At 42.9% G+C, this 22,788-nt stretch carries 21 protein-coding genes and 4 tRNA genes; 15 read left to right on the top strand and 10 right to left on the bottom strand.

Annotated features, from left to right (window positions below):
- Positions 1 to 38: 38 nt before the first annotated feature.
- Complete coding sequence (locus ACEO2X_RS04620) at positions 39 to 1,049, bottom strand: AAA family ATPase (RefSeq protein ID WP_371971138.1); 1,011 nt, start codon at positions 1,047 to 1,049, stop codon at positions 39 to 41.
- Positions 1,050 to 1,298: 249 nt separating this feature from the next.
- Here ACEO2X_RS04620 and uvrC point away from each other — a divergent pair, with 249 nt between their 5' ends.
- The 3 genes from uvrC to pgsA all read left to right on the top strand — a co-directional run bounded on the left by uvrC (position 1,299) and on the right by pgsA (position 4,810).
- Positions 1,299 to 3,098, top strand: a complete 1,800-nt coding sequence (gene uvrC / locus ACEO2X_RS04615; RefSeq protein ID WP_004975832.1) for an excinuclease ABC subunit UvrC — start codon at positions 1,299 to 1,301, stop codon at positions 3,096 to 3,098.
- A 224-nt stretch (positions 3,099 to 3,322) separates the two neighbouring features.
- Complete coding sequence (locus ACEO2X_RS04610) at positions 3,323 to 4,117, top strand: thioesterase family protein (RefSeq protein ID WP_371971134.1); 795 nt, start codon at positions 3,323 to 3,325, stop codon at positions 4,115 to 4,117.
- A gap of 105 nt (positions 4,118 to 4,222) precedes the next feature.
- Positions 4,223 to 4,810 (top strand): CDP-diacylglycerol--glycerol-3-phosphate 3-phosphatidyltransferase, encoded by a 588-nt coding sequence (pgsA, locus tag ACEO2X_RS04605; RefSeq protein WP_004975835.1) that lies wholly within the window; start codon positions 4,223 to 4,225, stop codon positions 4,808 to 4,810.
- 49 nt (positions 4,811 to 4,859) lie between these two features.
- Here the strand turns inward: pgsA and ACEO2X_RS04600 are convergent, their stop codons facing one another.
- On the bottom strand, positions 4,860 to 6,662 hold the full coding sequence (locus tag ACEO2X_RS04600; protein ID WP_154321120.1) for an ABC transporter ATP-binding protein: 1,803 nt from the start codon (positions 6,660 to 6,662) through the stop codon (positions 4,860 to 4,862).
- A gap of 142 nt (positions 6,663 to 6,804) precedes the next feature.
- Between ACEO2X_RS04600 and ACEO2X_RS04595 the strand changes: the two genes are divergently transcribed.
- Positions 6,805 to 7,422: an alpha-ketoglutarate-dependent dioxygenase AlkB gene (locus ACEO2X_RS04595; protein WP_371971133.1), complete on the top strand. Its 618-nt coding sequence runs from the start codon at positions 6,805 to 6,807 to the stop codon at positions 7,420 to 7,422.
- An 89-nt stretch (positions 7,423 to 7,511) separates the two neighbouring features.
- Here the strand turns inward: ACEO2X_RS04595 and ACEO2X_RS04590 are convergent, their stop codons facing one another.
- The 4 genes from ACEO2X_RS04590 to recN all read right to left on the bottom strand — a co-directional run bounded on the left by ACEO2X_RS04590 (position 7,512) and on the right by recN (position 11,208).
- Positions 7,512 to 8,294: an IclR family transcriptional regulator gene (locus ACEO2X_RS04590; protein ID WP_004975841.1), complete on the bottom strand. Its 783-nt coding sequence runs from the start codon at positions 8,292 to 8,294 to the stop codon at positions 7,512 to 7,514.
- A gap of 150 nt (positions 8,295 to 8,444) precedes the next feature.
- Positions 8,445 to 8,888: a Holliday junction resolvase RuvX gene (ruvX, locus tag ACEO2X_RS04585; RefSeq protein ID WP_104852952.1), complete on the bottom strand. Its 444-nt coding sequence runs from the start codon at positions 8,886 to 8,888 to the stop codon at positions 8,445 to 8,447.
- A complete protein-coding gene (locus ACEO2X_RS04580; protein ID WP_004975844.1) occupies positions 8,881 to 9,435 on the bottom strand; it encodes a YqgE/AlgH family protein in 555 nt (184 codons plus the stop codon). The genes ruvX and ACEO2X_RS04580 overlap by 8 nt, the downstream gene beginning before the upstream one ends.
- 111 nt (positions 9,436 to 9,546) lie before the next feature.
- Positions 9,547 to 11,208, bottom strand: a complete 1,662-nt coding sequence (recN, locus tag ACEO2X_RS04575) for a DNA repair protein RecN (protein WP_371971132.1) — start codon at positions 11,206 to 11,208, stop codon at positions 9,547 to 9,549.
- A 493-nt stretch (positions 11,209 to 11,701) separates the two neighbouring features.
- On the opposite strand from recN, the gene ACEO2X_RS04570 reads away from it, so the two are divergent.
- The 3 genes from ACEO2X_RS04570 to ACEO2X_RS04560 all read left to right on the top strand — a co-directional run bounded on the left by ACEO2X_RS04570 (position 11,702) and on the right by ACEO2X_RS04560 (position 13,936).
- Positions 11,702 to 12,025 (top strand): pyrimidine/purine nucleoside phosphorylase, encoded by a 324-nt coding sequence (locus ACEO2X_RS04570; protein WP_004975854.1) that lies wholly within the window; start codon positions 11,702 to 11,704, stop codon positions 12,023 to 12,025.
- Between the two features lie 188 nt (positions 12,026 to 12,213).
- Complete coding sequence (rlmB, locus tag ACEO2X_RS04565; RefSeq protein ID WP_004975856.1) at positions 12,214 to 12,963, top strand: 23S rRNA (guanosine(2251)-2'-O)-methyltransferase RlmB; 750 nt, start codon at positions 12,214 to 12,216, stop codon at positions 12,961 to 12,963.
- A 43-nt stretch (positions 12,964 to 13,006) separates the two neighbouring features.
- The gene (locus tag ACEO2X_RS04560; protein ID WP_004975858.1) at positions 13,007 to 13,936 is read left to right on the top strand and encodes a DMT family transporter; all 930 of its coding nucleotides are present in this window, start codon (positions 13,007 to 13,009) and stop codon (positions 13,934 to 13,936) included.
- A 5-nt stretch (positions 13,937 to 13,941) separates the two neighbouring features.
- Here ACEO2X_RS04560 and coaE read toward each other — a convergent pair whose 3' ends face one another.
- The 4 genes from coaE to pilB are packed head-to-tail and all read right to left on the bottom strand — an operon-like array spanning position 13,942 to position 18,380.
- A complete protein-coding gene (gene coaE, locus ACEO2X_RS04555) occupies positions 13,942 to 14,541 on the bottom strand; it encodes a dephospho-CoA kinase (RefSeq protein WP_371971131.1) in 600 nt (199 codons plus the stop codon).
- A gap of 9 nt (positions 14,542 to 14,550) precedes the next feature.
- Positions 14,551 to 15,411: an A24 family peptidase gene (locus tag ACEO2X_RS04550; RefSeq protein ID WP_004975862.1), complete on the bottom strand. Its 861-nt coding sequence runs from the start codon at positions 15,409 to 15,411 to the stop codon at positions 14,551 to 14,553.
- Positions 15,411 to 16,637, bottom strand: a complete 1,227-nt coding sequence (locus ACEO2X_RS04545; RefSeq protein WP_004975864.1) for a type II secretion system F family protein — start codon at positions 16,635 to 16,637, stop codon at positions 15,411 to 15,413. Before ACEO2X_RS04545 ends, ACEO2X_RS04550 begins: the two co-directional genes overlap by 1 nt.
- Positions 16,638 to 16,667: 30 nt before the next feature.
- Complete coding sequence (pilB, locus tag ACEO2X_RS04540; RefSeq protein ID WP_178318340.1) at positions 16,668 to 18,380, bottom strand: type IV-A pilus assembly ATPase PilB; 1,713 nt, start codon at positions 18,378 to 18,380, stop codon at positions 16,668 to 16,670.
- 277 nt (positions 18,381 to 18,657) lie between these two features.
- On the opposite strand from pilB, the gene tpiA reads away from it, so the two are divergent.
- The 8 genes from tpiA (at position 18,658) to nusA (ending at position 22,788) form a co-directional block, all read left to right on the top strand.
- On the top strand, positions 18,658 to 19,449 hold the full coding sequence (gene tpiA / locus ACEO2X_RS04535) for a triose-phosphate isomerase (protein WP_019836081.1): 792 nt from the start codon (positions 18,658 to 18,660) through the stop codon (positions 19,447 to 19,449).
- 13 nt (positions 19,450 to 19,462) lie between these two features.
- The gene (gene secG, locus ACEO2X_RS04530; protein ID WP_004975868.1) at positions 19,463 to 19,792 is read left to right on the top strand and encodes a preprotein translocase subunit SecG; all 330 of its coding nucleotides are present in this window, start codon (positions 19,463 to 19,465) and stop codon (positions 19,790 to 19,792) included.
- 53 nt (positions 19,793 to 19,845) lie between these two features.
- Positions 19,846 to 19,930 (top strand) — tRNA-Leu (locus ACEO2X_RS04525).
- 49 nt (positions 19,931 to 19,979) lie between these two features.
- Positions 19,980 to 20,056: transfer RNA gene (locus ACEO2X_RS04520), tRNA-Met, on the top strand.
- Positions 20,057 to 20,133: 77 nt separating this feature from the next.
- Positions 20,134 to 20,210, top strand: a tRNA-Met gene (locus ACEO2X_RS04515).
- Between the two features lie 134 nt (positions 20,211 to 20,344).
- Positions 20,345 to 20,421 (top strand) — tRNA-Met (locus tag ACEO2X_RS04510).
- A gap of 322 nt (positions 20,422 to 20,743) precedes the next feature.
- Complete coding sequence (gene rimP, locus ACEO2X_RS04505; RefSeq protein ID WP_004975871.1) at positions 20,744 to 21,268, top strand: ribosome maturation factor RimP; 525 nt, start codon at positions 20,744 to 20,746, stop codon at positions 21,266 to 21,268.
- Positions 21,269 to 21,303: 35 nt separating this feature from the next.
- Positions 21,304 to 22,788 carry a transcription termination factor NusA gene (nusA, locus tag ACEO2X_RS04500; RefSeq protein WP_004975873.1) on the top strand — a complete coding sequence of 495 codons (1,485 nt, stop codon included), beginning with the start codon at positions 21,304 to 21,306 and terminating at the stop codon, positions 22,786 to 22,788.

Raw genomic sequence — 22,788 nt, 5'->3', positions numbered from 1 at the left:
GTGGCATTCTCAAGATTCACGCAGTATAAGTCGCGGGTTTATTCTATTTTGAGGTGCAATTGATTTGCACTGCAATCTACACATATTTCCGATTTTTCAGGATACTTTAAAAAATATAAAGCTAAAATGGGTTCAAGTTCAGTACGAATTTTACGCCCCAAATGCCGCGCGCCGTAACGAATATCATGCCCCTGATAAAAATAGGCTTTAGCTGCTGCAGTGAGTTCGACTTGGCGCTGTTGATGCTGCAGGCGATGGTTTAACTTTTCCAATTCAATTTCAACCAATTGCGGCAGGGCATCAGCAGATACCGCTTGATAATGCAAACTACGGTCAATCCGATTTAAAAATTCAGGGTCAAATTTACGCTGCATGACTTTTTCAATGATCCGTTGTGTGGGCATGCGTTTTAAGCACAGTTGTTGTACTTTTTGCGGCAACAGATTCAATTTATCTAAGTATTGTTGTGCGGCTTGAGCACCCACATTGCTGGTCATAAAAATCATGCAATTGCGAAAGTCGATGGTTTTGGTGCCTGCAGTCAGGGTCAGTTTGCCTGTATCTAGCATATTCATTAAGCCACGTATCACTTCGCTTGAGGCTTTTTCCAGTTCATCAAACAGCATAATGCCTGGGCGGGTGTGCGAACCTGCAATCGCAGTTTCATCAAATAAACTATGGCCTTCTTTAGAGCCGACATAGCCAGGAGGCGCGCCTGTGAGTGCAGCCGCATAGTGTTCCTGCGCCAAGGTATTCATATCAATGCGGCAGAAGGCATCGGGGCGACCATAAATGGCTTCGGCAATCAGGCGCACCGTTTCGGTCTTGCCAACACCTGTCGGGCCAAGCATTAAAGTCACTGAAAGTGGTCGCTCTGTGCTGGAGAAATCGGCCTTGACCACATACAGCATTTTTTCGATTTCATTCAGCGCTGCATCTTGTCCAATAATCCGTTGACGTAACAATTGCATGACTTGTGTAGGTTCAAAATGAAAGCGCGGCTTGCCAATCAAACGGTCTTTGGCGGATACATACTGATGTGTACTGATGTGTACTGATCGGCTGGGACGTTGCGGATTGAATGGTCGGTATGCCGTGTGGTGCGGTCGTCATCCTGCACTTTCCTTCTGCTGACAAGATGCCTGAGCATAGCAAATCTTGTGTTGCCGACTGATCGTTTTTAGCACTGAGCTGATCGTTTTAGTGGATAGATCATGCGCTATGCCACAGGATAAAGCTTGAAAAAATCAGATAAAGCAGCACATCATGTAAAGAATGTAGCAAGAATAGGATGACTCGTGAACCCAAACGCAGGTGAGCATATCGAGAAAATTTTGGCAAATATGACCCAATTGCCAGGGGTTTACCGTATGTTGGGTAAAGACGGGGAGTTGTTATATGTCGGCAAAGCCAAAAATTTAAAAAACCGAGTGTCGAGTTATTTTGTCAAAACCATCGAGCATCCTAAAACGCAGGCTTTAGTGGCGCGTATTTATGATATTGAAACTTTGGTGGTGCGTTCCGAAACTGAAGCGTTATTGCTTGAACAAAATCTGATTAAGCTGCATCGTCCACCGTACAATATTATGCTGCGCGATGATAAGTCCTATGTTTATATTTTTGTGTCGGCAGATCAGCCTTATCCGCGTATTGCCAGTGGACGCGGCAAAGGCAAGCATCAGATAGGCAAGTTTTTTGGGCCTTATCCGAGTGCGTACAATGCCCGCGATACTTTGGTGGTGTTACAAAAACTGTTTAATGTGCGGCAGTGTGAAAACAGTTATTTTGCTCAACGGCAGCGTCCGTGTTTGCAATATCAGATCAAACGCTGTTCGGCACCGTGTGTAGGATTGATTTCGCCCGAAGAATATAAAGAAGATGTTAATAATTCGATTCGATTTTTACAGGGCGATAGTAAAGAACTGAATCAGCAATTGATTGCTAAAATGGAAGCTGCAGCCGAAGCGTTGGAATTTGAAAAAGCAGTCTTTTACCGTGACCGTATGGCTTTGTTGCGTGATGTGCAGGCACAGCAAGCCATTTATAAACTCAAAGGCGAAGCCGATATTATCGCAATTGCTTATCAGGCAGGTGTGACCTGTGTGCAAATTATGCATGTGCGCAATGGCAAAATGCTGGGCGGTAAAAGCTATTTTCCTGATATGTTGGGCGATGATTTGGGGCAAATGTTGGCCGATTTTATTGCCAACTTTTACTTTCAGGTGGCCGATGAAATTCCAGCGGAATTGATTGTTAATGTGGAAGTGGCAGATTGCAAAGAGTTGGAACAAGCCTTACAGCAACACTTCGATAAAAAAATTCAAATTAAACATAAAGTGCGTGAAACCCGTGCCGAGTGGCAAGAATTGGCACAAATGAATGTGCAGCATGCCATTAAAGGTAAACTCGCCAATCACTTTGAATTAAATGAGCGTTTTCATCAGTTAGAGCAAGTGGTTGGACGCCCGATTGATCGGATTGAATGTTTTGATATTTCGCACACTATGGGCGAAGACACTGTGGCATCTTGCGTGGTATTTGACAGTGGTGGTATTCGCAAACGTGATTATCGACAATTTTCAATTCAGGATATTCAGGCTGGAGATGACTATGCTGCCATGCGCCAAGCTTTAACGCGCCGTTATAAAAAAGCCATGCTGCCCGATTTATTGCTGATTGATGGCGGTAAAGGGCAGTTGAATATGGCGATGGAGGTCATGCAGGAGTTAGGATTGGATGCCTTTATGATTGGGGTGTCCAAAGGCGAAGGACGCAAACCTGGTCTAGAAACGCTACATTTTACCGATGGCAGCAAAATTCAGCTGCCTGAAGATCATAAGGCGCTGCATTTGATTCAGCAGGTACGTGATGAAGCACACCGATTTGCAATTACCAAGCACCGTGCCAAGCGCGATAAAAAACGTGGCTCATCAATACTTGAAGTGATTCCGGGCTTAGGGCCAAAACGTCGTCGTGATTTACTCACCCATTTTGGTGGCATACAAGGTGTCCTGAAAGCTTCTGAAAAAGAGTTGACTTTAGTACCCGGACTGGGTGAAGTAATGGCGCGTACGATTTATAAAGTGCTGCATGAATGACTAAATTTCCTGCCTCATGCCTTATATTAGCTAAAAATCTTGCGAGATATATCTCTCACGTCGCAAACATAGACGAATTGTCAACAGACCCTATTTACTGCATAAAAAGCAGTATTTTCTACAAAGGTAAATAGCAAAAAAGTGCATTGACTCTGTCGTCATTGAACATTCACATCAGATCGAAACCCTGTAATATCAACCACAACATTGTTTAAGGAAAAGCTATGTCGTTGCTACAGACCTATCAAGCCATTGCCGAGCAAGAATGGATAGACATCCCGCTTGGGTGGTTACAGGGGCGCACTATTTATGGTGGATTGGTGGCAGGTTTGATGATGCAAAAAGCCCAGCTTTGTATTGCCGATCCGAAAAAGCGCTTGCTAAGCAGCAGTGTCACGTTTGTCGGACCTGTGCAACAAGGTCGGGCACGGCTCACGGCGGAAATTCTGCGTGAAGGCAAATCTGTGACCAGTGTCGAAGTTCGTTTATGGCAGGATGATGCAGTACAAAGCATTTTAATTGCCAGTTTTGGTGCGGCACGTGAATCCAGCATTGTGGTGCAACAAGAACGTACTGCGCCCAATTTTCCACCTGCAACGGAATTGCCTGTTACACAGCATCATCCTTTAGCACCTGAATGTTTTCAGCAGATGGATTTGGTTTGGTCTGAAGGACAATATCCGTTTACTGCTAGTCATAAACCTGATTTTGCAGGCTGGATGCGTTTTAACCCAAAACAGCATACGAATCGTGCCATGACCATTGCCGATTTGATGGTGGCTTTTGATATGTGGCCGCCTGGAGTACTGCCGATGTTTGAGCAGCTCGCTCCTGCCAGTTCACTGACTTGGCATGTGACCTATATCAATCCTTTGCAAAATCAGCTGCAAGATTGGATGAAATATAAAGTTTTTACCGATCATGCTAGCGGTGGTTATGCCACAGAATATGCGCACTTATGGGATGATCAGGATCGGCTAATAGCGATTGCCCGACAGACCATCACCGTGTTTGCCTAGTGACACCTACTAGCATTTCGTATAAAGTGAAGCCTATTCACGATGACAAATCCTCAAAAAACTTGTGAATATGCAGCGTAAAGAGGGGAAACATTGGCGGTGTCTATGACAACAGGTCGTATCCTGAACATTCCAAATATATTAACTTTGGCTCGAATCGCCTTGATTCCTGTTTTTTTGTTGGTGGCGTATTGGCCGCCTGCAATGGGCGTAAATGGTTATGATGGTGGCATGACGCGTCATATTATTTTGACGTCTATTTTTGTGATTGCTGCTGTGACCGACTGGTTTGATGGCTATTTGGCACGTACTTTGAATCAGACCTCTGCATTTGGGCGCTTTTTAGACCCTGTGGCCGATAAACTTATGGTCGCTGCGGCATTGATTGTTTTAGTGCAATGGCAACCGACTATTTCTATGGCTTTTGCCGCGATTGTAATTATTTCCCGTGAAATTACCGTATCTGCCTTACGAGAGTGGATGGCTGAACTCGGCGCACGTACCAGTGTGGCGGTGTCTACAGTGGGGAAATATAAAACAGCATTCCAAATGATTGCGATTTCAGTGTTCTTATTGAACTGGCAACCATTGGAAATGGTGGCTTATTTGTTGCTCTATACTGCTGTAATTCTAACGCTTTGGTCGATGTTTATTTATTTAAAAGCGGCATGGCCATATTTGAAACAACCTTAAATATCGTGATTCTTCATTAAAAAGTGCTTCTGATTGAAGCACTTTTTGATTAACTATGGGTTTCTTCCTCGGCATCATCCTCATAAGTTTTGGCAATTTTTTCAATATTTAAACTTTTTGCCATCGCATCAAAAATTTCTTTATAAACCCCATTTTGATGATAAAGCGCATCATGTTCGCCATGTTCCGCAATCCTGCCATCTTTCATGACATAGGTGTAATCGGCATCAATAATTTGCGATAAGCTATGTGAAATGATGATGACCGTACGCCCTTGTTTAATTTCATCGAGGCTTTGTTTGATTTGTTCGGTTGCAATGGCATCCAGACTAGCAGTCGGTTCATCTAAAAAAATAATAGGTGGATTTTTCAGGAACATACGTGCAAGGGCAATCCGTTGTTGTTGACCGCCTGAAAGCATGAGGGCATCTGCGTCATAAGCCTGAGGCAATTGCAAAATTTGTTCGTGAATAGAGGCTTTTTGGGCTGCCAGAATCACATCTTCCAAGCTTGCATCAGTTTTGCCATAACGAATATTTTCAAAAATAGAGCCTTGGAAAATATGATTTTTTTGCAAAACCAAGCCGATATGGTCACGCAAATATTGAGTGTCGATGTGGTTAATATCAATCCCATCGAGCTGAATTGTTCCCTGTTGTGGTTCATAGAATTTATCTAATAAACTGATCAGGGTAGATTTTCCTGCTCCCGACAATCCCACCAATGCGGTAATTTTATTGGGCTGAATCTGCATTTGAATGTCTTTGAGTGCATGATGTCCATTCGGATAAAAAAAGTTTACCTGTTGCAGATCAAACTGCCCTCGAATAACTGGTTTAAGCGTACCACTTGGCTCAATTTCATGCTCGGCTTCCAAAATTTGAAAGAAGCTTTCTGAATAGATCATTGCATCATTGACTTCATCATAAATACGATGCAATGAGCGAATTGGGGCAGAAACATTGCCAAACAGCAACACGTGATACATGATCATGCCGATGCTCATTTGTCTATCTAACACAAAATAAGCAGTTAAAATAATAATCAGCACCACGCCAATTTGTTCAATAAAGCTTTTTAAACCATCAAATAAAAAACTGGTTTGGCGGGTCTGCATTTGATTGTGGGTCAGTTTTTTCTGCAGGGTGAGTTGTTTTTCTGCTTCGATGCTTTCTCTGTTAAATGATTTAATCACGGTAATTGAGTTGATGATGCTGAGAATCCCTTGGCTTTTTTTCTCACGTCCATCACGTAAATTACGTCGCCAGCTTCCTAGTTTTTGTGCCTGCTGATAGGTCAGCCAAAAATAAATAGGCACAATGAGTGTCGCGACCAAGCCCACATAAAAATTGGCATAATACATTAAGCCCAAAGCCACAATTGCACTGGTAAAGAGTGGCAAAATATCAATAAAGAAAATTTGCACTAAGCGGGTGAGCGAACCAATGCCACGATCTATACGTGTTTGTAATTTACCTGCTTGGTTGTTGTCCTGATTAAAAAAGGCCAGTCGATAACGCAAAAATTTCTCAATAATGCCCTGTGCCAAATCTTGTGACACAAAAATGCGTAGTTTTTCACCATAAAACTTCTGTCCAAACTGCACAAAGGCATTGATGATTTCTTTACCCAGCAAAATGGCTGAAATGGTGATTAAAATGTGCCAGCCTGCAGACAGCCCCTGTCCTGCCTCAATTAAGGCGTTAATACGGTCAACAGCGTATTGTAAAGTCAGTGCATTGACTTGAGCTGTTAATGAGCCGATGAGCGTTAAAACTAAGGTAGCAATCACCAAGAGCTGATAAGGTCGAACGAAGGGACGCAATTTTTGAAATAAATGCCATAAATTCATAAGCTATTATTGTTATAAGAACGATGATTTTAAGTCTAAGGATGAACTTCACGACTCACAAGCCAAAAAGCTGTGTCATTTTGTGAGCAGTCCTGATCCTTGTTTTAGATTAAACAATAAGCTATTCAGCATAGGAATGACCATGAATCTAGAATTGTTTGCACCTGAGCGTTGTGACAACGTACTGCCTTATGACGGCATTGCGCAGGACTATAGTTTGGTGCTGAGTGCGGAGCATAGTGAGCGTTATTTACGGTATTTTCTGCAACATTTGGCATGGCAGCCTGATGAAGGTCTGCTCTTTGGTCAGTATTATCGGACACAGCGCCAAGTGGTATGGTATGGCGATGAGCAGTATCAATATCGTTATTCGGGAGCAGTTAAGCAGGCACTGCTATGGCAGCCTGCTTTGTGGCGATTGAAACAGCAAATTGAACAATGGGTCGGGCATCCCTTTAATTCATGTTTGGCCAATTTATATCAAGATGGTACGCAGGGCTTGGGTTGGCACAGTGATGATGAGCCGAATTTAGGCAGACACGCTGTCATTGCATCTTTGAGTTTGGGGGCAACCCGTAAATTTTGTTTTCAGCATAAACACCGCGCCAACAAGGTTGAGCTACTGTTGCACAGCGGTCAGTTGTTGGTCATGCGTGGCACGACACAACACTATTGGAAACATGCCTTAATGAAGTCCAATAAAATTATACAACCCAGAATTAATCTGACCTTTCGCTATTTTCACACGGCTATTGAATAAAACTTGATTTAGCACTCTAAATCCTTATTCAGGAATAAATTTTAATTGTATTTAAATTCAGTGCTTTAAGGTATCAATAACCTAAATCTTTAAGTGAGTTCTATACTAAAACTGGTATTCAGTACTTCCACCTGTTTTTCAATTTGTTCTGCATTGTCCTGCAAAATTTCAATCAGTTTTTGCAAATTGACAAATTCAAAACGGTTTTTAGATGCCAGCAGCGTCAATGCATAAGGGGCATCTTTAGATGAAAAACGAATCGGTACAGATAAGCCTGCAATTTCTGCATCGAGTTCGCCGTTAGAAAAATAATAGCCTTGTTTTTTGATTTTGCGCATTTGCTGCAAAAAGTCATCTTCATCTTGTGCAAAATTGACTTGTGCCAATTCGTTAGAAAAACGTTGGTAATAGTCTAAAATTTTAGCTTTAGGCAGATGTGCCATAATAATTTTTGGCGATGAGCCGACATAAACAGGACGTGGGCAGCCGCGACCATAAGACAGCAAAGGCGTATCTTTAAAGATTTCGTGATGCACATCAATGCAGGAATCTTGATTGAGTTGGGTCAGCAAACAGCAAAATTCAGTACGTTCCGCAATTTTTTTCATAAACGGAATACTGATGGTGACCAATGGATCGGTCGTGCGAGAGATAAAATCCAATACCGCAATTTTTGGCCCAAGGGTGTAATCTCCCGATGTGCCACTCATGCGCTGCAACAACTCTGCTGAAACCAACTCTTTTAAATAGCGGTAACTGGTAGGCTTAGATAAACCAAGTTCCTCACTAATGGTATCTACATTAATGACAGGACGTGCGGTTGAAAATAAGTCTAAGACTGTGAGAATCTTGCCAAAGCTAGACAGTGCCATGCGGATTTACCCATTCACACCAAAAGGATGGTGTCACTTTATATCAAAAAATCGCCAGACCAATAGACTTTTTAAAGATGATCTTAGGCATTCTAACGATCAATATCCCAATTCTTTCGTTTGTCGTTGTTATCTATTCAGAAACAGGATTTAAGGCTGAATGCCGTGAGGCTCACGATACCAGCTTTCAATCAATAGTGCTGCGGCAAGACTGTCGGCTGCGAGCTTTTTGCCACGCCCTTGGGCTTGATAATGATCAAGCTCATCACGTGCTTCACGTGTGGTTAGGCGTTCATCGACCATTAGGGTGTTGATATTGCTTTGATGGCGTAAGCGTCTGGCAAACTTACGTGCACGGGTAGACAGTTCCGACTCGCTATCATCCATATTTAAAGGTAAGCCCACTAGAAATAATTGTGGCTGATGTTGCTTGATGATTTTCAGCAAGTTTTCCCATTGTGGAATGCCATCTTTCATGGGGAAGAGGGCGAGTGGGGTCGCACTTTCAATTAGTGCCTGCCCCACAGCCATGCCCATTTTTTGCGTACCGAAGTCAAATGCCATGATAGTTTGGGCTTGTGTTGTTTCAGGCATGACCAATCTCTGAAGATAACCATGTTGGATCTACGCCCATTTTACGATAAGCGGCATCCCAACGATCGTCATAAGGTAAATTAAAAATTAAGTCCATGTCGGATTCGCAAATCAGCCAATCGCCCCGAGCAATTTCTTGTTCCAGTTGCTGTTTGCCCCAACTGGCATAGCCCAAGGCAATTTGGTAACGTCCAACGCCTTCGTTGTGGGCAATCGCATCTAAAATATCTTTAGAGGTGGTGATACAGACATTTTCACCAACAGCGATAGATGAATGCCAAGTTGGCTGCCCTGTGTGTAAAACAAAACCTGCCTCAGGTCGTAATGGACCACCTTGTAGAACTTCGTGAGGATGCACATTATCTGCGTCTATATCTAAATCATTGAGTAATTCTTTGATTTGGATACCCGATGGACGGTTGATAATAATGCCTTGCGCACCGTCTTCATCATGACGTGCCAAATAGATGACGGTGTTTGCAAAAAACTCATCATTCATATCGGGCGGGGCTATGAGACAGCGATGCGTCAGATATTGTTTAGTCACCTAAGCAATTCTCCTTAAAAACAGTTGCTTCTAGAAAAACCTATTCCTTTAGGATACACGTTACTTGAGCTTTGTGATTTCACCAAGCTCTTTTTGTGACAGCGTTGGTTTTTAAGCCTGTTGAAACTTCAATTGGCGTAATTGTTTGGCGTGTTGCAGGGTGGTGTCATTAATTTCAACGCCGCCTGTCATGCGTGCCAATTCTAAAATACGCGCATCTTCTTCTAATTCAACAATGGTGCTGCTGGCAGGGTCGGTCTGACGCTTTTTCACTAAAAGGTGTTGATCAGACTGTGCTGCCACTTGTGCTTGGTGGGTAATACATAAAATTTGAACGTGTTGCGCCAAACCTGCGAGTAAGCGCCCCACAATTTCTGCGGTACCACCACTAATCCCGACATCAATTTCATCAAAAACCAAGACTTCGGCTTCGGTTTTTTCGGCATTCATGACTTGCATAACCAAGGCAATCCGCGATAATTCACCACCAGAAGCCACGCGTGCCAATGGCTGTGCAGGAATACCTTTGTTGGCGGTAAACAATAATTGAATAAAACTTAACCCTTCCGCAGAAACTTGTTCTAAAGGTTCAAATTTAAATTCAAAATGTGCCTCAGGCAGTGCCAATTGTTTAACTTGCTCGGTTAGTTGTTTAGCGAGCGGTGCAGCTGCTTCACGACGGATATCATCTAAATGTTGTGCTTTGGCTAAGAAGTCCTGATGTGCCACTTCTACTTGTTCTGCCAAAGTTTCAGGATCTTCCAGTTCATGTAAAGCCGTGAGTTCGGCTTGCCAAGTATCGAACTCTTGTTTCAGTAATTCAGGCTGAGTGCGGTATTTACGTGCCAAACGATGAAAAGCTTCCAGCTTCTGATTCAGTTCTTCCATGCGCTCTGGATCAAAGCTTTGACGATCAATAAACTGACGTAAATTGGCTGTCGCATCATCTAATTCACTTTGCGCATTTAACAATGAATTATAAATTTCCGATAATTGCTCACTGCGCCCCGCATGCGATTCCAAGCGGCGAATAATTGAAGCAATTTCCTGAGTGATGTTTTGCTCGGCTTCATCCAAGGCATTTAAGCTATAACTGCAATCCTGCATGATATGTTCATGATGGCTTAGGCGATCAAACTCTTGTTCAATCTCCTTATAATCGATTTGTACCAGTTCTTCGAGTTCTTCGAGCTGTAAGTTCAGGGTTTCGATGCGTTGCTTGCGGGTTGCCTGTGCATCCAGCGCTGCCTGATGCTGTCGGATATTTTTTTGCCATGTACTGTAAGCATCACGTACTGCTTGGGCAGGGGCATAAAAATTATAATAACGATCAAGCCAGTGTTTTGGATAAGGCGGTTCGAGCAATTGTTGCTGACTGTGCTGACTGTATAACTGTACCAGTAAGCGTCCAATTTCTTTCAGCTCTGCCAAACTGCTTGGACGACCATTAATCCATGCTTTGCTGCGCCCTGTGGCAAAAATTACCCGACGTAAATGGATTTCACCAGACTCATCATCTAATTCATGTTCTTTTAGCCATTGTGCTTCAGGGCTATTGTCCTGATAACTGAAACTCGCGGTCACATCGGCTTTATCTGAGCCAAAACGTACATAATTGGTATCGGTACGTTCACCTAAACAGGCAGAGAGCGCATCTAAAAGTAAGGATTTACCTGCACCTGTTTCCCCTGTCAGAACGTTAAAACCTGTTTCAATATCCAGTGCTAAGTGGTCGGCAAGGGCAAAGTTAATCAGTGTTAAATGAGTCAGCATAAACGCATCCAAGCTGCGAAAAGTGTCAGTGAAAGAGAGTTAAGTTTTGGAAATGCCATAACAAGGCTGTTATTTTCGTCTGTTTAATTCTAGCTTAAATTGCAGCACAAACAACAAAAAATGTACCCGATAAGCATCCTATATAAAACGCAAGACTCGTTGACCATTTCATTTGATAGTCATCAAATTGCAGTATATTTGCTTAGGAAGTTTTTAGGTGCTGCCTGATCGGGTGAAACTTAAATGATACACATACTATTTGTGATCTGTTTCACATTCAGATTTAGCACTTTAGTGGGGAAGAATCTAGAGCAGAGTACTTTGCATGCCTCTGGCATTGGCTTAGACTGTGCTGTCAGCGTGTTGCATGCTGCGTATTGAAACATTGTTCAATTTACGCAAAGCCCACTGTAAACACAGATTGATTAGTTCTGAGGACAGAATTAAACTACATCAGTCAAAAATATAAAAACGCGTTACCTGGAGAATACGCATGTCAGCTCAGTTTGATCATGTATCAGTTGTGAAAAAGTCGAATGTCTATTTTGGTGGGCAATGCATCAGTCACACGGTGCAATTTGAAGACGGTACCAAAAAAACCTTAGGGGTAATTTTACCGACTGAACAAGCCTTGACTTTTGAAACGCATGTACCTGAACGTATGGAAATTATTTCAGGTGAATGTCGTGTCAAAATTGCCGATAGCGAAGAAAGTGAATTATTCCGCGCGGGTCAATCGTTCTATGTGCCTGGCAATAGCCGTTTCAGCATCGAAACCGATGAAGTGCTCGATTACGTGTGCCACTTAGAAGGCTAATCAGCCGATAATAGGGTATTGAATTAAGATTTCATTTTTCTCCTGCTTGAGCACCCAATCAAGCGGAATTGAATCAAGAAATTTTCACCCGAATCGGTTAAACTAGATCTTATTGAAATCCTGTAAAGTCAGCTTTGCAGGATTTTTCGTTTTCGCTGGTTTATTGGTGCATTAATTAGAGGTCGTTCATGGCAAAACCTGAATATTATTATGGCGTTCACTCGGTGGAGTCATTATTGGAGCTTGAGCCAGAGCGCGTCTTAACTCTTTTTACCTTAAAAGGGCGTGATGATCAGCGTTTACAAAAGATTTTAGAACTTGCCGAACCATTTGGCATTAGTGTGCAAAAAGCCAGCCGTGACAGCTTGGAAAAACTGGCAGGTTTGCCTTTTCACCAAGGAGTGGTGGCTGCAGTACGCCCACATCCAACTCTGAATGAAAAAGACTTGGATGCCTTGTTGCAGGCTGATAGCAAGCCTTTACTTTTGGCGCTCGACCAAGTCACCGACCCGCATAACTTGGGTGCGTGTATCCGTACTGCCGCTGCGATGGGGGTTACTGCCGTGATTGTGCCGCGTGATCGTTCAGCAAGTTTGACCCCAACTGCACGCAAAGTAGCTGCAGGTGGTGCAGAAAAAGTCAAATTTATCCAAGTGACCAATTTGGCACGTACTTTGGCGCATTTGAAACAAGAGTTTAATGTGCGCGTGGTGGGTACGATGCTGGATGAAAAAGCTTTGCCAATTCAGCAATTTGACTTTACAGGCACAGCAGTATGCGTGGTGATGGGCGCAGAAGATACAGGTTTACGCCCAATTACCCAGTCACAATGTGATCAAACCGTATTTATTCCAATGGCAGGAAATCTGCAAAGTCTGAATGTCAGTGTTGCAACAGGTATGGCCTTGTATGAAGCTTGTCGTCAGCGTCAGGCTTAATTGCTGATTTTGTATTTGCTATTTTATTGATGCTTTCAACACCGTGATTCGTCTATCTCCCCAAAAGCAAGGTTATGCTTTGGTGCTTGTTACCATGTGCATTTGGGGTGGTTTTACCCTAACTGCTCGGCTGAATGCACAATGGCAGATCAGTGCTTGGGATATTACCGCCTTACGCTTTGCTTTGGCTTTTTGTATTTTAATGCCGATTCTTATCTGGAAAAAAGATACGGCATTTTTATGGAAAAAAGAGCCTTTTATTTTGGCAATGATTGGTGGAGTGGGCTATTGCCTGACTGCGTATAGTGCTTTTCATTATGTACCTGCTGCGCATGCTGCCATTTTTTTGAATGGCTGTATTCCTGTTTGTACCGCCATTGCTGCTTGGATGTTATTTCGAGTGCCTTTTGACCGCCATACATGGATCAGTATTGTAATTATGCTGACCGCCATTGCGGGTATGAGTGCGCTGATGTATCAAGAAACAGGTGTTGCCTTTGGACTTGGGGATGGACTGTTTTTTATCAGCGCTATTTGGTGGGGTGTGTTTACGGTTTTATTAAGACAATGGAAGCTTTCCGCTTGGCATGCTATGGCGGGTGTCGCAATTTGGTCGGCAATCGTCTATGTCCCGATTTACGTACTGTTTTTCCCGAAACAACTCAGCACACCTGAACCGATTCATTTATTGCTGCAAACTATTTTTCATGGAGTGTTTGTGGTGATCATCGCAACACTTAGCTATGTCGAGGCAATTAAGCGTTTGGGAGCATTCAAAACTGGCAGTATTGTGACCTTGGCGCCGTTTATCGCTGCGATTCTTGCTGTCCCTTTATTGGGTGAACCTTTGAGTTTAGCAATTTTATGTGGCTTGGTGGGTATGGGGATTGGTGCTTTGCAACCTTGGCGTTGGTGGGCCCGACCTGACAGCTTAAAAGCTCAACTTGAACAGCAAAAACAACAGTCAGATTAATTTGCTTACTGCATCGCTCGCTTTAAATACTGCTGATGCAATACTTCAAGTTTGCTATACAAATGATCTAAATGCCCATCATTTAGCACAATGTCATCGGCTAGGCGTTGTTTTTCAGCACGTGGCATTTGTGCTTGAATAATTTTATGAATTTGCTCAACCGTTTGACCATCACGTTGTGAAGCACGGTGAATTTGTAGGGCTTCAGTAGCATCAATCAATAATGTATGTCGGGTCAATTGATGTTGATTGGTTTCAAACAAGAGTGGTGAAACCAAAACCACGTAGGGGCTATTGGCAGCATTTAATTGTTGAATAATCGATTCACGAATTGCAGGGTGGGTGATTTTTTCAAGTGCTTGTCGTGCACTTGGTTCTTTGAAAATGTGTTCACGTAATGCGCGACGATCTAGTTCGCCATTTTCAAGTAAAACCCAATCGCCAAAGTGTTGTTGAATTTGCTTTAAGGTAGGCTGTCCTTTTTCAACTACTTCACGTGCAACAACATCCGCATCGACCACAACAATGCCTTGGGTCTCGAACCACGCACTGGCTGCAGACTTGCCACTGCCAATTCCTCCTGTTAGACCCAAAACAAAACGCATGTGCTGTCCTTATTGTCCCAAATATACTTTCATGATTTGCTCGCCCCATAAAAAGGCAATCCAGCCCGCAATGGCGATATACGGACCAAATGCAAAGGGTTGGTTTTCTTTACGCACTTTTAACAGAATAATGCCAATAATAGCCCCAACTAAGGACGATAGCAGCACAATCAGGGGTAACATCATCGGCCCCATCCATGCACCTAAAGCGGCAAGGAGCTTGAAGTCACCATAGCCCATGCCTTCTTTGCCTGTGACGATTTTAAACAGGTAATACACCACCCATAGACATAGGAAGCCAATTACATAACCCCAAATTGCCGATGTCGGTGAGGTATAGATGGCATAGCTGTTGACTGCCAAACCCAGTGCAGCCAAAGGCAGGGTGTAACGGTCTGGCAAGAGTTGTGTATCAAAATCAATGAAGGTGAGTGCAATCAAGGTATAAGTGAGCAGCAAACCAAACAGCATTTGTACAGTTGGGCCAAATACCGCAAGCACAATCAGGGCGCAAACAGCGGTTAATACTTCAATCATTGGATAACGTACGCTGATCAGGTTTTGGCAGTTGCTACATTTACCGCGTAATACCAACCAACTCAGCACAGGAATATTTTGATACCAACGAATTGGGTTGTGACATTTGGGGCAGGTCGATGCAGGTTTGCTCAGGGTGATTTTACTTTCATCAATAATGGCTTGTTCAGGATGTAATAACATTTGGCAGTCATTACGCCACTCCTGTTCCATCATTTTTGGGGTGCGGTAAATCACCACATTCAAAAAACTGCCAATACATAAACTAAAAAGTCCAACTGCGATATAGAGCGCAGTTGGATTTTGGATAAAGTACGCGATTAATTCTTGCATTAAACCACAGAACCCATTTGGAAGATTGGAAGGTACATGGCGACAACTAAACCACCCACTAAAATACCCAAGACAGACATAATCAACGGCTCCATCATTGAGGTTAAGCCATCTACTGCGTTGTCGACTTCGTTTTCATAGTGGGTTGCGACTTTATCTAGCATGGCATCTAGCGCACCTGATTCTTCACCAATGGCTACCATTTGCACTGCCATAGACGGGAATTTATTGGTGACACGCATGGCGAATTGTAGCTGTTGACCTGTCGCAACATCATCACGAATTTTCATCACGGCTTCTTCATAGACCACATTATTGGTTGCCCCAGCGGTAGATTCCAAGGCATCAATTAAGGGTACACCAGCAGCAAAAGTAGTGGCTAAAGTACGGCTATAACGTGCAATAATCGCTTTATAGACCAAGTCACCAAAAATAGGCGCTTTCAGTGCCGCTTTGTCTAAGAAGTCACGGAATTTTTTACTGCGTTTTTTAGTTTCCAAGAAACCTGCAATGATGACCCCAATCACAATAATCAGAATAAACCAGTATTTCTGCATCCATTGTGACATGTTCACCACCATTTTAGTGAAGGCAGGCAAGTCCGCACCAAAAGAGCTAAACAACTCTTCAAACACAGGTACGACTTTCACCATCAAAATAATGGTCACAATCACGGCCACCACAATGACCGTTGCAGGGTATTTCATGGCTTTTTTAATTTTTTGTTTGAGTAACTCACTCTTTTCTTTATAGATCGCGACACGATCTAGCATGGTTTCTAGGGCACCCGATTGTTCACCAGATTCGACCAAAGAACAAAATAGGTTGTCAAAATATTGAGGATATTTACGCAATGCGCCAGCAAAGGTATTCCCGCCTTCCACTTCACCTTTAATGCCTAAAACCACTTCACGCATGGCGGGGTTTTCAAGACCTTCGGCAACAATCTCAAAGCTTTGTACCAAAGGCACACCTGCTTTCATCATAGTGGCAAGCTGACGCGTGAAAATAGTGATGTCTAAGGTCGACACCCGTTTTTTCATTAAGCCTTCAAGAATATTCTTTTTCTTTTGGCGAATCGTCTTGATGGTAATCCCTTGTTTACGCAATGTGACCTTTGCCAAGGCCATATTACGCGCTGGAATTTCCCCTTTTAACTTAGCCCCTTTGCGGTCAATCCCTTCATAAACGAAGGTGGGCATCATCTGTGCTTTTTTGACAGCCATGCGTATTTATCCTTATTTTAAATTTTACAACTATTCACTGGTCACACGATTGACTTCTTGCAATGAAGTCACCCCCTGCATGACCTTAAGTAACCCCGAACGACGCAGATTGTTAAACCCCGATTTTGCTGACGCATCAGCAATTTGGATGGCATTACCATCCTCCATAATAATTCTAGAAATTTCTGGTGTGACTTTCATCACTTCATAAACACCAACACGTCCTTTATAACCTTCACGGCATTCAGAACAGCCTACAGGTTGATAGACCTGAAATTCTGGATTGCTCAAATCGGCTTCAGTAAAGCCCATTTCCAATAAGCTTTGTTTTGGAATATCGGAAGGAGCTTTGCAATGCGGGCATAGGCGTCGTGCCAAACGCTGTGCAATGACGAGGTTTACCGAAGTTGCGATGTTAAAGGAAGGAACGCCCATATTGCGTAAACGCGTTAAAGTTTCTGGCGCACTGTTGGTGTGGAGGGTAGATAAAACCATGTGACCTGTTTGGGCTGCTTTAATTGCAATTTCTGCAGTTTCAAGGTCACGAATCTCACCCACCATGACAATATCAGGGTCTTGACGTAAGAAAGATTTCAGAGCGGCAGCGAAGGTTAAGCCCACTTTATTGTTGACGTTAACCTGGTTGATGCCTTCTAAGTTAATTTCCACAGGGTCTTCGGCAGTGGAAATGTTGGTATCTTCTCTGTTTAAGATATTTAAGCCTGTATATAGCGATACCGTTTTACCCGAACCCGTTGGACCTGTAATCAGTAACATGCCTTGCGGTTTTTCTAAGGCTTCCATGAACAATTCTTTTTGTTCTGGTTCATAGCCCAAAGCGTCAATCCCAAGCATCGCGCTAGATGGGTCAAGAATACGCAGTACGATTTTTTCACCGAACAATGTTGGCAACGAGTTCACACGGAAGTCGATGGATTTATTTTTAGATAGTTTTAATTTAATACGACCATCTTGCGGGACACGCTTTTCAGAAATGTCCATTTGGGACATCACTTTTAAACGTGATGCCAAGCGGTTAGCTAACTGTAAGGGTGGGGTGGCAATTTGACGTAATACACCATCGACACGGTAACGCACTCGATAGGTTTTTTCATACGGTTCAAAGTGTAAGTCCGAAGCACCCATGCGAATTGCATCAATCAGTAATTTGTTGATGTATTTAACAATTGGGGATTCATCACCCTGCGGTTCATCTTCTGCAGCTTGTTCTGGTTCGCTGTTACCCTCTTCAAAGTTGAGATCGAAGTCATCATCTTCAAATTCAAAAGCAGACTCACTCGCAAAGTTTTGTTCAATCAGTTTTACCAATTTATCGTGTTCGACCACAATGGCTTCAATATTCATTTTACTGTTGAAACGAATGGCATCCATTGCTTCGATATTGGTCGGGTTACTGGTTGCAACATAAAGCAGATGATTGCGTTTAAAAATAGGCAATATGCAATATTTGCTGAACAGTTTTTCATCAATGCCTTCACGCACGATGAGCGCAGAGTCATACACGCTTAAATCAAAAATAGGTTCGCCAAACTCATTAGAAATTTTTTCAGCAATGATTAAAGGCGCGATATTTAGGTTTTGAATGAGATAGGGAACAATATCAACATTATCTTTTTGTGCGGCTTTAATGGCGGTTTGCATATTTTCAGCAGAAACGAGCCCATCTTCGACCAAACGTCGAATAAAACCTGTAAATCTAGGTGTAGCTTGTTGTACTGACATTCCCCAACGTCCTCAAAATCAAGATTGTTTATAATTGGTATCTTAAAATTATACTTTTGTTGCACAAAAATACCATATCTGAAAGTGCTGTCACCACCTAAGTATCGCCTAAAAGCATGAACCAGTTACATTAATCTGCTAAAAAAATTGTAAGTCCTGCCATGAAAAGATACTTCATGCAGCAGTTTGATGCAAAGCTTGTACAAAAAACTCAGCAGAAATGTGATTTGCGTGTAGAATGTGCGCGATTAAATGAATTGTTTTTGCAGGTTATTCTATGTCGGCTACGACGATTAAGCCTTGGGTGGTTGGCAATTGGAAGATGAATCCGATACATGCCGATGCTCAGCAACTTATTTCTGAATTTAAAACATTATTACAAGACAGCCCTGTAGAGGCTGAAAAGTGTCATTTGGGGATTGCACCTGTCACTTTGGCTTTAACTCAAATTCAAGCTGCATTGAGCGAAGCAGTACGTCCTGTCTATACCGTTGCACAAGACCTTTCCCGTATTGCGGGTTTGGGTGCATATACAGGCGAAGTCAGTGCAGAATTGCTAAAAGACAGTCAAATTGATTATGTATTGGTTGGGCATTCAGAACGTCGTGAACTTTTTGCAGACACACCAAGCATTTTGAATGAAAAAGTTAAAAATGCCTTGCAGGCAGGTTTGACAGTTATTTATTGTGTGGGTGAAAGTCTGCAACAACGTGAAAGCGGTCAGGCAGAGCAAGTTGTTTTGCAACAAATTTGTGATATTGCTGCTGTGGTTGACGCTGAGCAATGGCAACAGATAGTGATTGCGTATGAACCTATTTGGGCAATTGGTACAGGCAAGACCGCATCACCTGAAGATGCGCAAACCATGCATGCAAAAATCCGTGAAGGTTTAAGCCAAATCACCGCTTATGCGGTGACTCTACCGATTTTATATGGTGGTAGTGTAAAACCAGAAAATGCCGTAGAGTTAGCAGCCTGCCCAGACATTAATGGTGCTTTGGTCGGTGGTGCATCCTTAAATGCGGCATCGTTCCATCAAATTGCGCAAGCCTTTGCAAATACACAATAATGAGGAGTTCAGCATGCAAACATTTGTGCTGGTAGTACATATTATCTTAGCCATTTTAATGATTGGACTAATTTTGGTTCAGCATGGTAAAGGTGCAGATGCAGGCGCTTCTTTTGGTGGCGGTGGTGCGGCAACCGTATTTGGTGCGTCAGGCTCAGGTAACTTTTTAACCCGTTTAACGGCAATTTTAACAGCATTGTTTTTTGCAACCAGTTTAACTTTAGCGGTGTTTGCCAAGAAACAAACCACAGGTGCATATAGTTTGCAGACTGTACAAACGACTGCACCTGCACAGCCAGTATCGCCTGAAACTTCACCAACTGCGCCTAAAAGCGCTGAATAATTTTATTTAGCACTTTCTTTTTTCGCATGATGCGACTAGAATGCGTCACAGCTGCGGTGGTGGTGGAATTGGTAGACACGCTACCTTGAGGTGGTAGTGCTTTCGGGCGTGGGGGTTCAAGTCCCCCCTTCCGCACCAACTTATAATCCAGAAAACATAAGTTGGTGTTAAGCAGCAAATCTGTTGATGCGGGATGGAGCAGTCTGGTAGCTCGTCGGGCTCATAACCCGAAGGTCGTTGGTTCAAATCCAGCTCCCGCTACCAATCAATCCTAAGCTTATCGTGAATTAAGCGTAGGCAACTTAAATTATTTTAGGTTGAGATAAGTATTTACATGTTGTTGCGGGATGGAGCAGTCTGGTAGCTCGTCGGGCTCATAACCCGAAGGTCGTTGGTTCAAATCCAGCTCCCGCTACCAATATTTTAAAAGTGTGATTATGCTCTAATATGAGTTTTACGCTTTATACTGACTAAGGTGCAACTTAAGTCAGGCAAAAATGCTAAGTTTGATTGAAAACTTATTCATATTTGTATATAATTTTTGCACGTTGATGCGGGATGGAGCAGTCTGGTAGCTCGTCGGGCTCATAACCCGAAGGTCGTTGGTTCAAATCCAGCTCCCGCTACCAAGTTTCTAATGGTGTGGTACGTTAGTTTTAGTTGATTGAATTCAGCATAATAAACTAGCAAAGATGGTTAGATTTAGTCTAATCCCCGCAACCAAGTTTCTAAAGAGGCTCACAACTAGGTGGGCCTTTTTGCACAGTGGATATTGGTTTTACTGTGCAAGAATAGGGGCGATTACGCCCTTTTTTATTGGCTATCGTGTAGTGTCGATACAAGCCGTGCGCGGCCTAAAGTCAAAGTGTCATGTTTCACTACTACTATAGTTTGTATGAATGTGTAGTGGTCAAATAAGACCATTGAACCGCAGCAGAATGACGAGAGTAAATGAAGCTATCAAATAAAACTCAAGCACTTCAGGACTTAATTGCGCCAGCAGTGCAAGCATGTGATGTGGATCTTTGGGGAATCGAGTTTATTCCACAAGGTAAGCGTTCTTTGTTACGTATTTATATCGACAAAGCTGTCGATGAAAATGCAGAACCTGTCTTAAATGAAGATGGCGAATTAGAGCAAGGTCGTGGTATTGGTGTGCAAGATTGTGTACGTGTAACCCAGCAAGTTGGTGCAATGCTTGATGTGCATGATCCAATTTCAGGTGAATATGCACTTGAAGTATCCTCTCCGGGTTGGGATCGTCCATTTTTCCAATTAGAGCAATTGCCTGCATATATTGGGCAAACCATTGCGTTACGTTTAATCAGTGCTGTAGAAAATCGTCGTAAATTTCAAGCGAAATTGGTTGCTGTAGATCTGGAAAATGAAACCATTCAGGTCGAAGTGGAAAAACAGCAGGTATTGGAGATTGACAGTCACAATATTGATAAAGCAAACCTGATTTACCAAGATTAATCAAATTAATAAGAATCTGAACGAATAGGTGACTTATGGCACGTGAAATTCTTACCGTCGTTGAAACGGTTAGTAACGAAAAAGGTGTAAGTCGTGAGGCAATTTTTGAGGCGCTTGAACAGGCTCTTGTTGCTGCGACGAAAAAGAAATTCTACGAAGGCACAAACTCAGAAGAAGCACGCTTACGTGTGGAAATTGATCGTAAAACAGGTGACTACAGAACTTTCCGTCAGTGGGAAGTGGTGGCAGATGAAGATCATGAAATGCCTGCATGCCAAGATGCAATTTCTGATGTAGATCCTGCAAAGTGGTCAATTGGTGATATTCGCGAACTTGAAGTTGAGTCAATTGACTTCGGTCGTATTGCTGCGCAAATTGCCAAGCAAGTGATTGTGCAAAAAATTCGTGAAGCAGAACGCGCGTTGGTTGCAGATGCTTATGAAGCTAAAGTAGGCGAGCTGATTTACGGTGAAGTGAAAAAGCAAACCAAAGATGGCTTTATTATTGATTTAGGCGACAATGCAGAAGCATATTTGGCGCGTGAAGAAATGATTGCCAAAGAAATTTTGCGTCCTAAGCAGCGTGTGAATGCAATTTTGTACAGTGTGAACCGTGAAGGTCGTGGTGCTCAATTGTTGTTGTCACGTGCTAAGCCTGAAATGCTGATTGCGTTGATGAAAAAAGAAATTCCAGAAATTTCTGAAGAAATCATCGAAATTAAAGCCGCAGCGCGTCAGCCAGGTGTACGTGCAAAAATTGCAGTAAAAACCAACGACCATCGTATTGACCCTGTAGGTGCATGTATTGGTATGCGTGGTACACGTATCCAAGCGGTACAGCAAGAGTTAAATGGTGAGCGTATTGATGTTGTGGTGTGGTCTGATGATCCAGCACAATATATCGCCAGTGCTTTAGAGCCAGCCGATGTATCGGGTATTGTGATTGATGAAGAAGAACGTACTGCCGACATTATTTTCGCAACCAGCGATCAGTTGGCACGTGCAATTGGTTCACAAGGTCAAAACGTACGTTTAGCCTCTGAACTCACAGGTTATAAGCTGAACATGATGCTTGAAGAAGAGTATCACGCACGTCAGCAAAATGAAGCGCAACAATACTTAGACTTGTTTGTTTCACGTCTAGACATTGCTGAAGATTTGGCGATGGCATTGGTAGAAATGGGCTTCACTTCATTAGAAGAAATTGCGTATGTTCCTGCGGAAACATTTGACGAAATTGATTTAGATGAAGAAATTGTTGAAATGTTACAAGGTCGTGCCAAAGAAGTGGCATTGGCAGACGCATTGCAACAGCAAGAAAATATCCAAGATCCGAGTGCAGAACTTCTAGCAATGGAAGGCATGACACAAGAGATCGCTTATGCGCTTGCCGCTCGTGGTGTCATCACAGTTGATGATTTAGCTGACCAAGCGACTGACGATATCGAAGATATTGAAGGTCTAGGTACAGATAAAGCGGGTCAATTGATTATGAAAGCGCGCGAATCATGGTTTAACTAG

Origin of the sequence: Acinetobacter sp. AL9 (assembly GCF_041464035.1) — a bacterium.
GTDB lineage: Bacteria > Pseudomonadota > Gammaproteobacteria > Pseudomonadales > Moraxellaceae > Acinetobacter > Acinetobacter towneri.
Note: the sequence above shows the minus strand (reverse complement) of the source record. Positions and strands in the feature narration are given on the sequence as shown.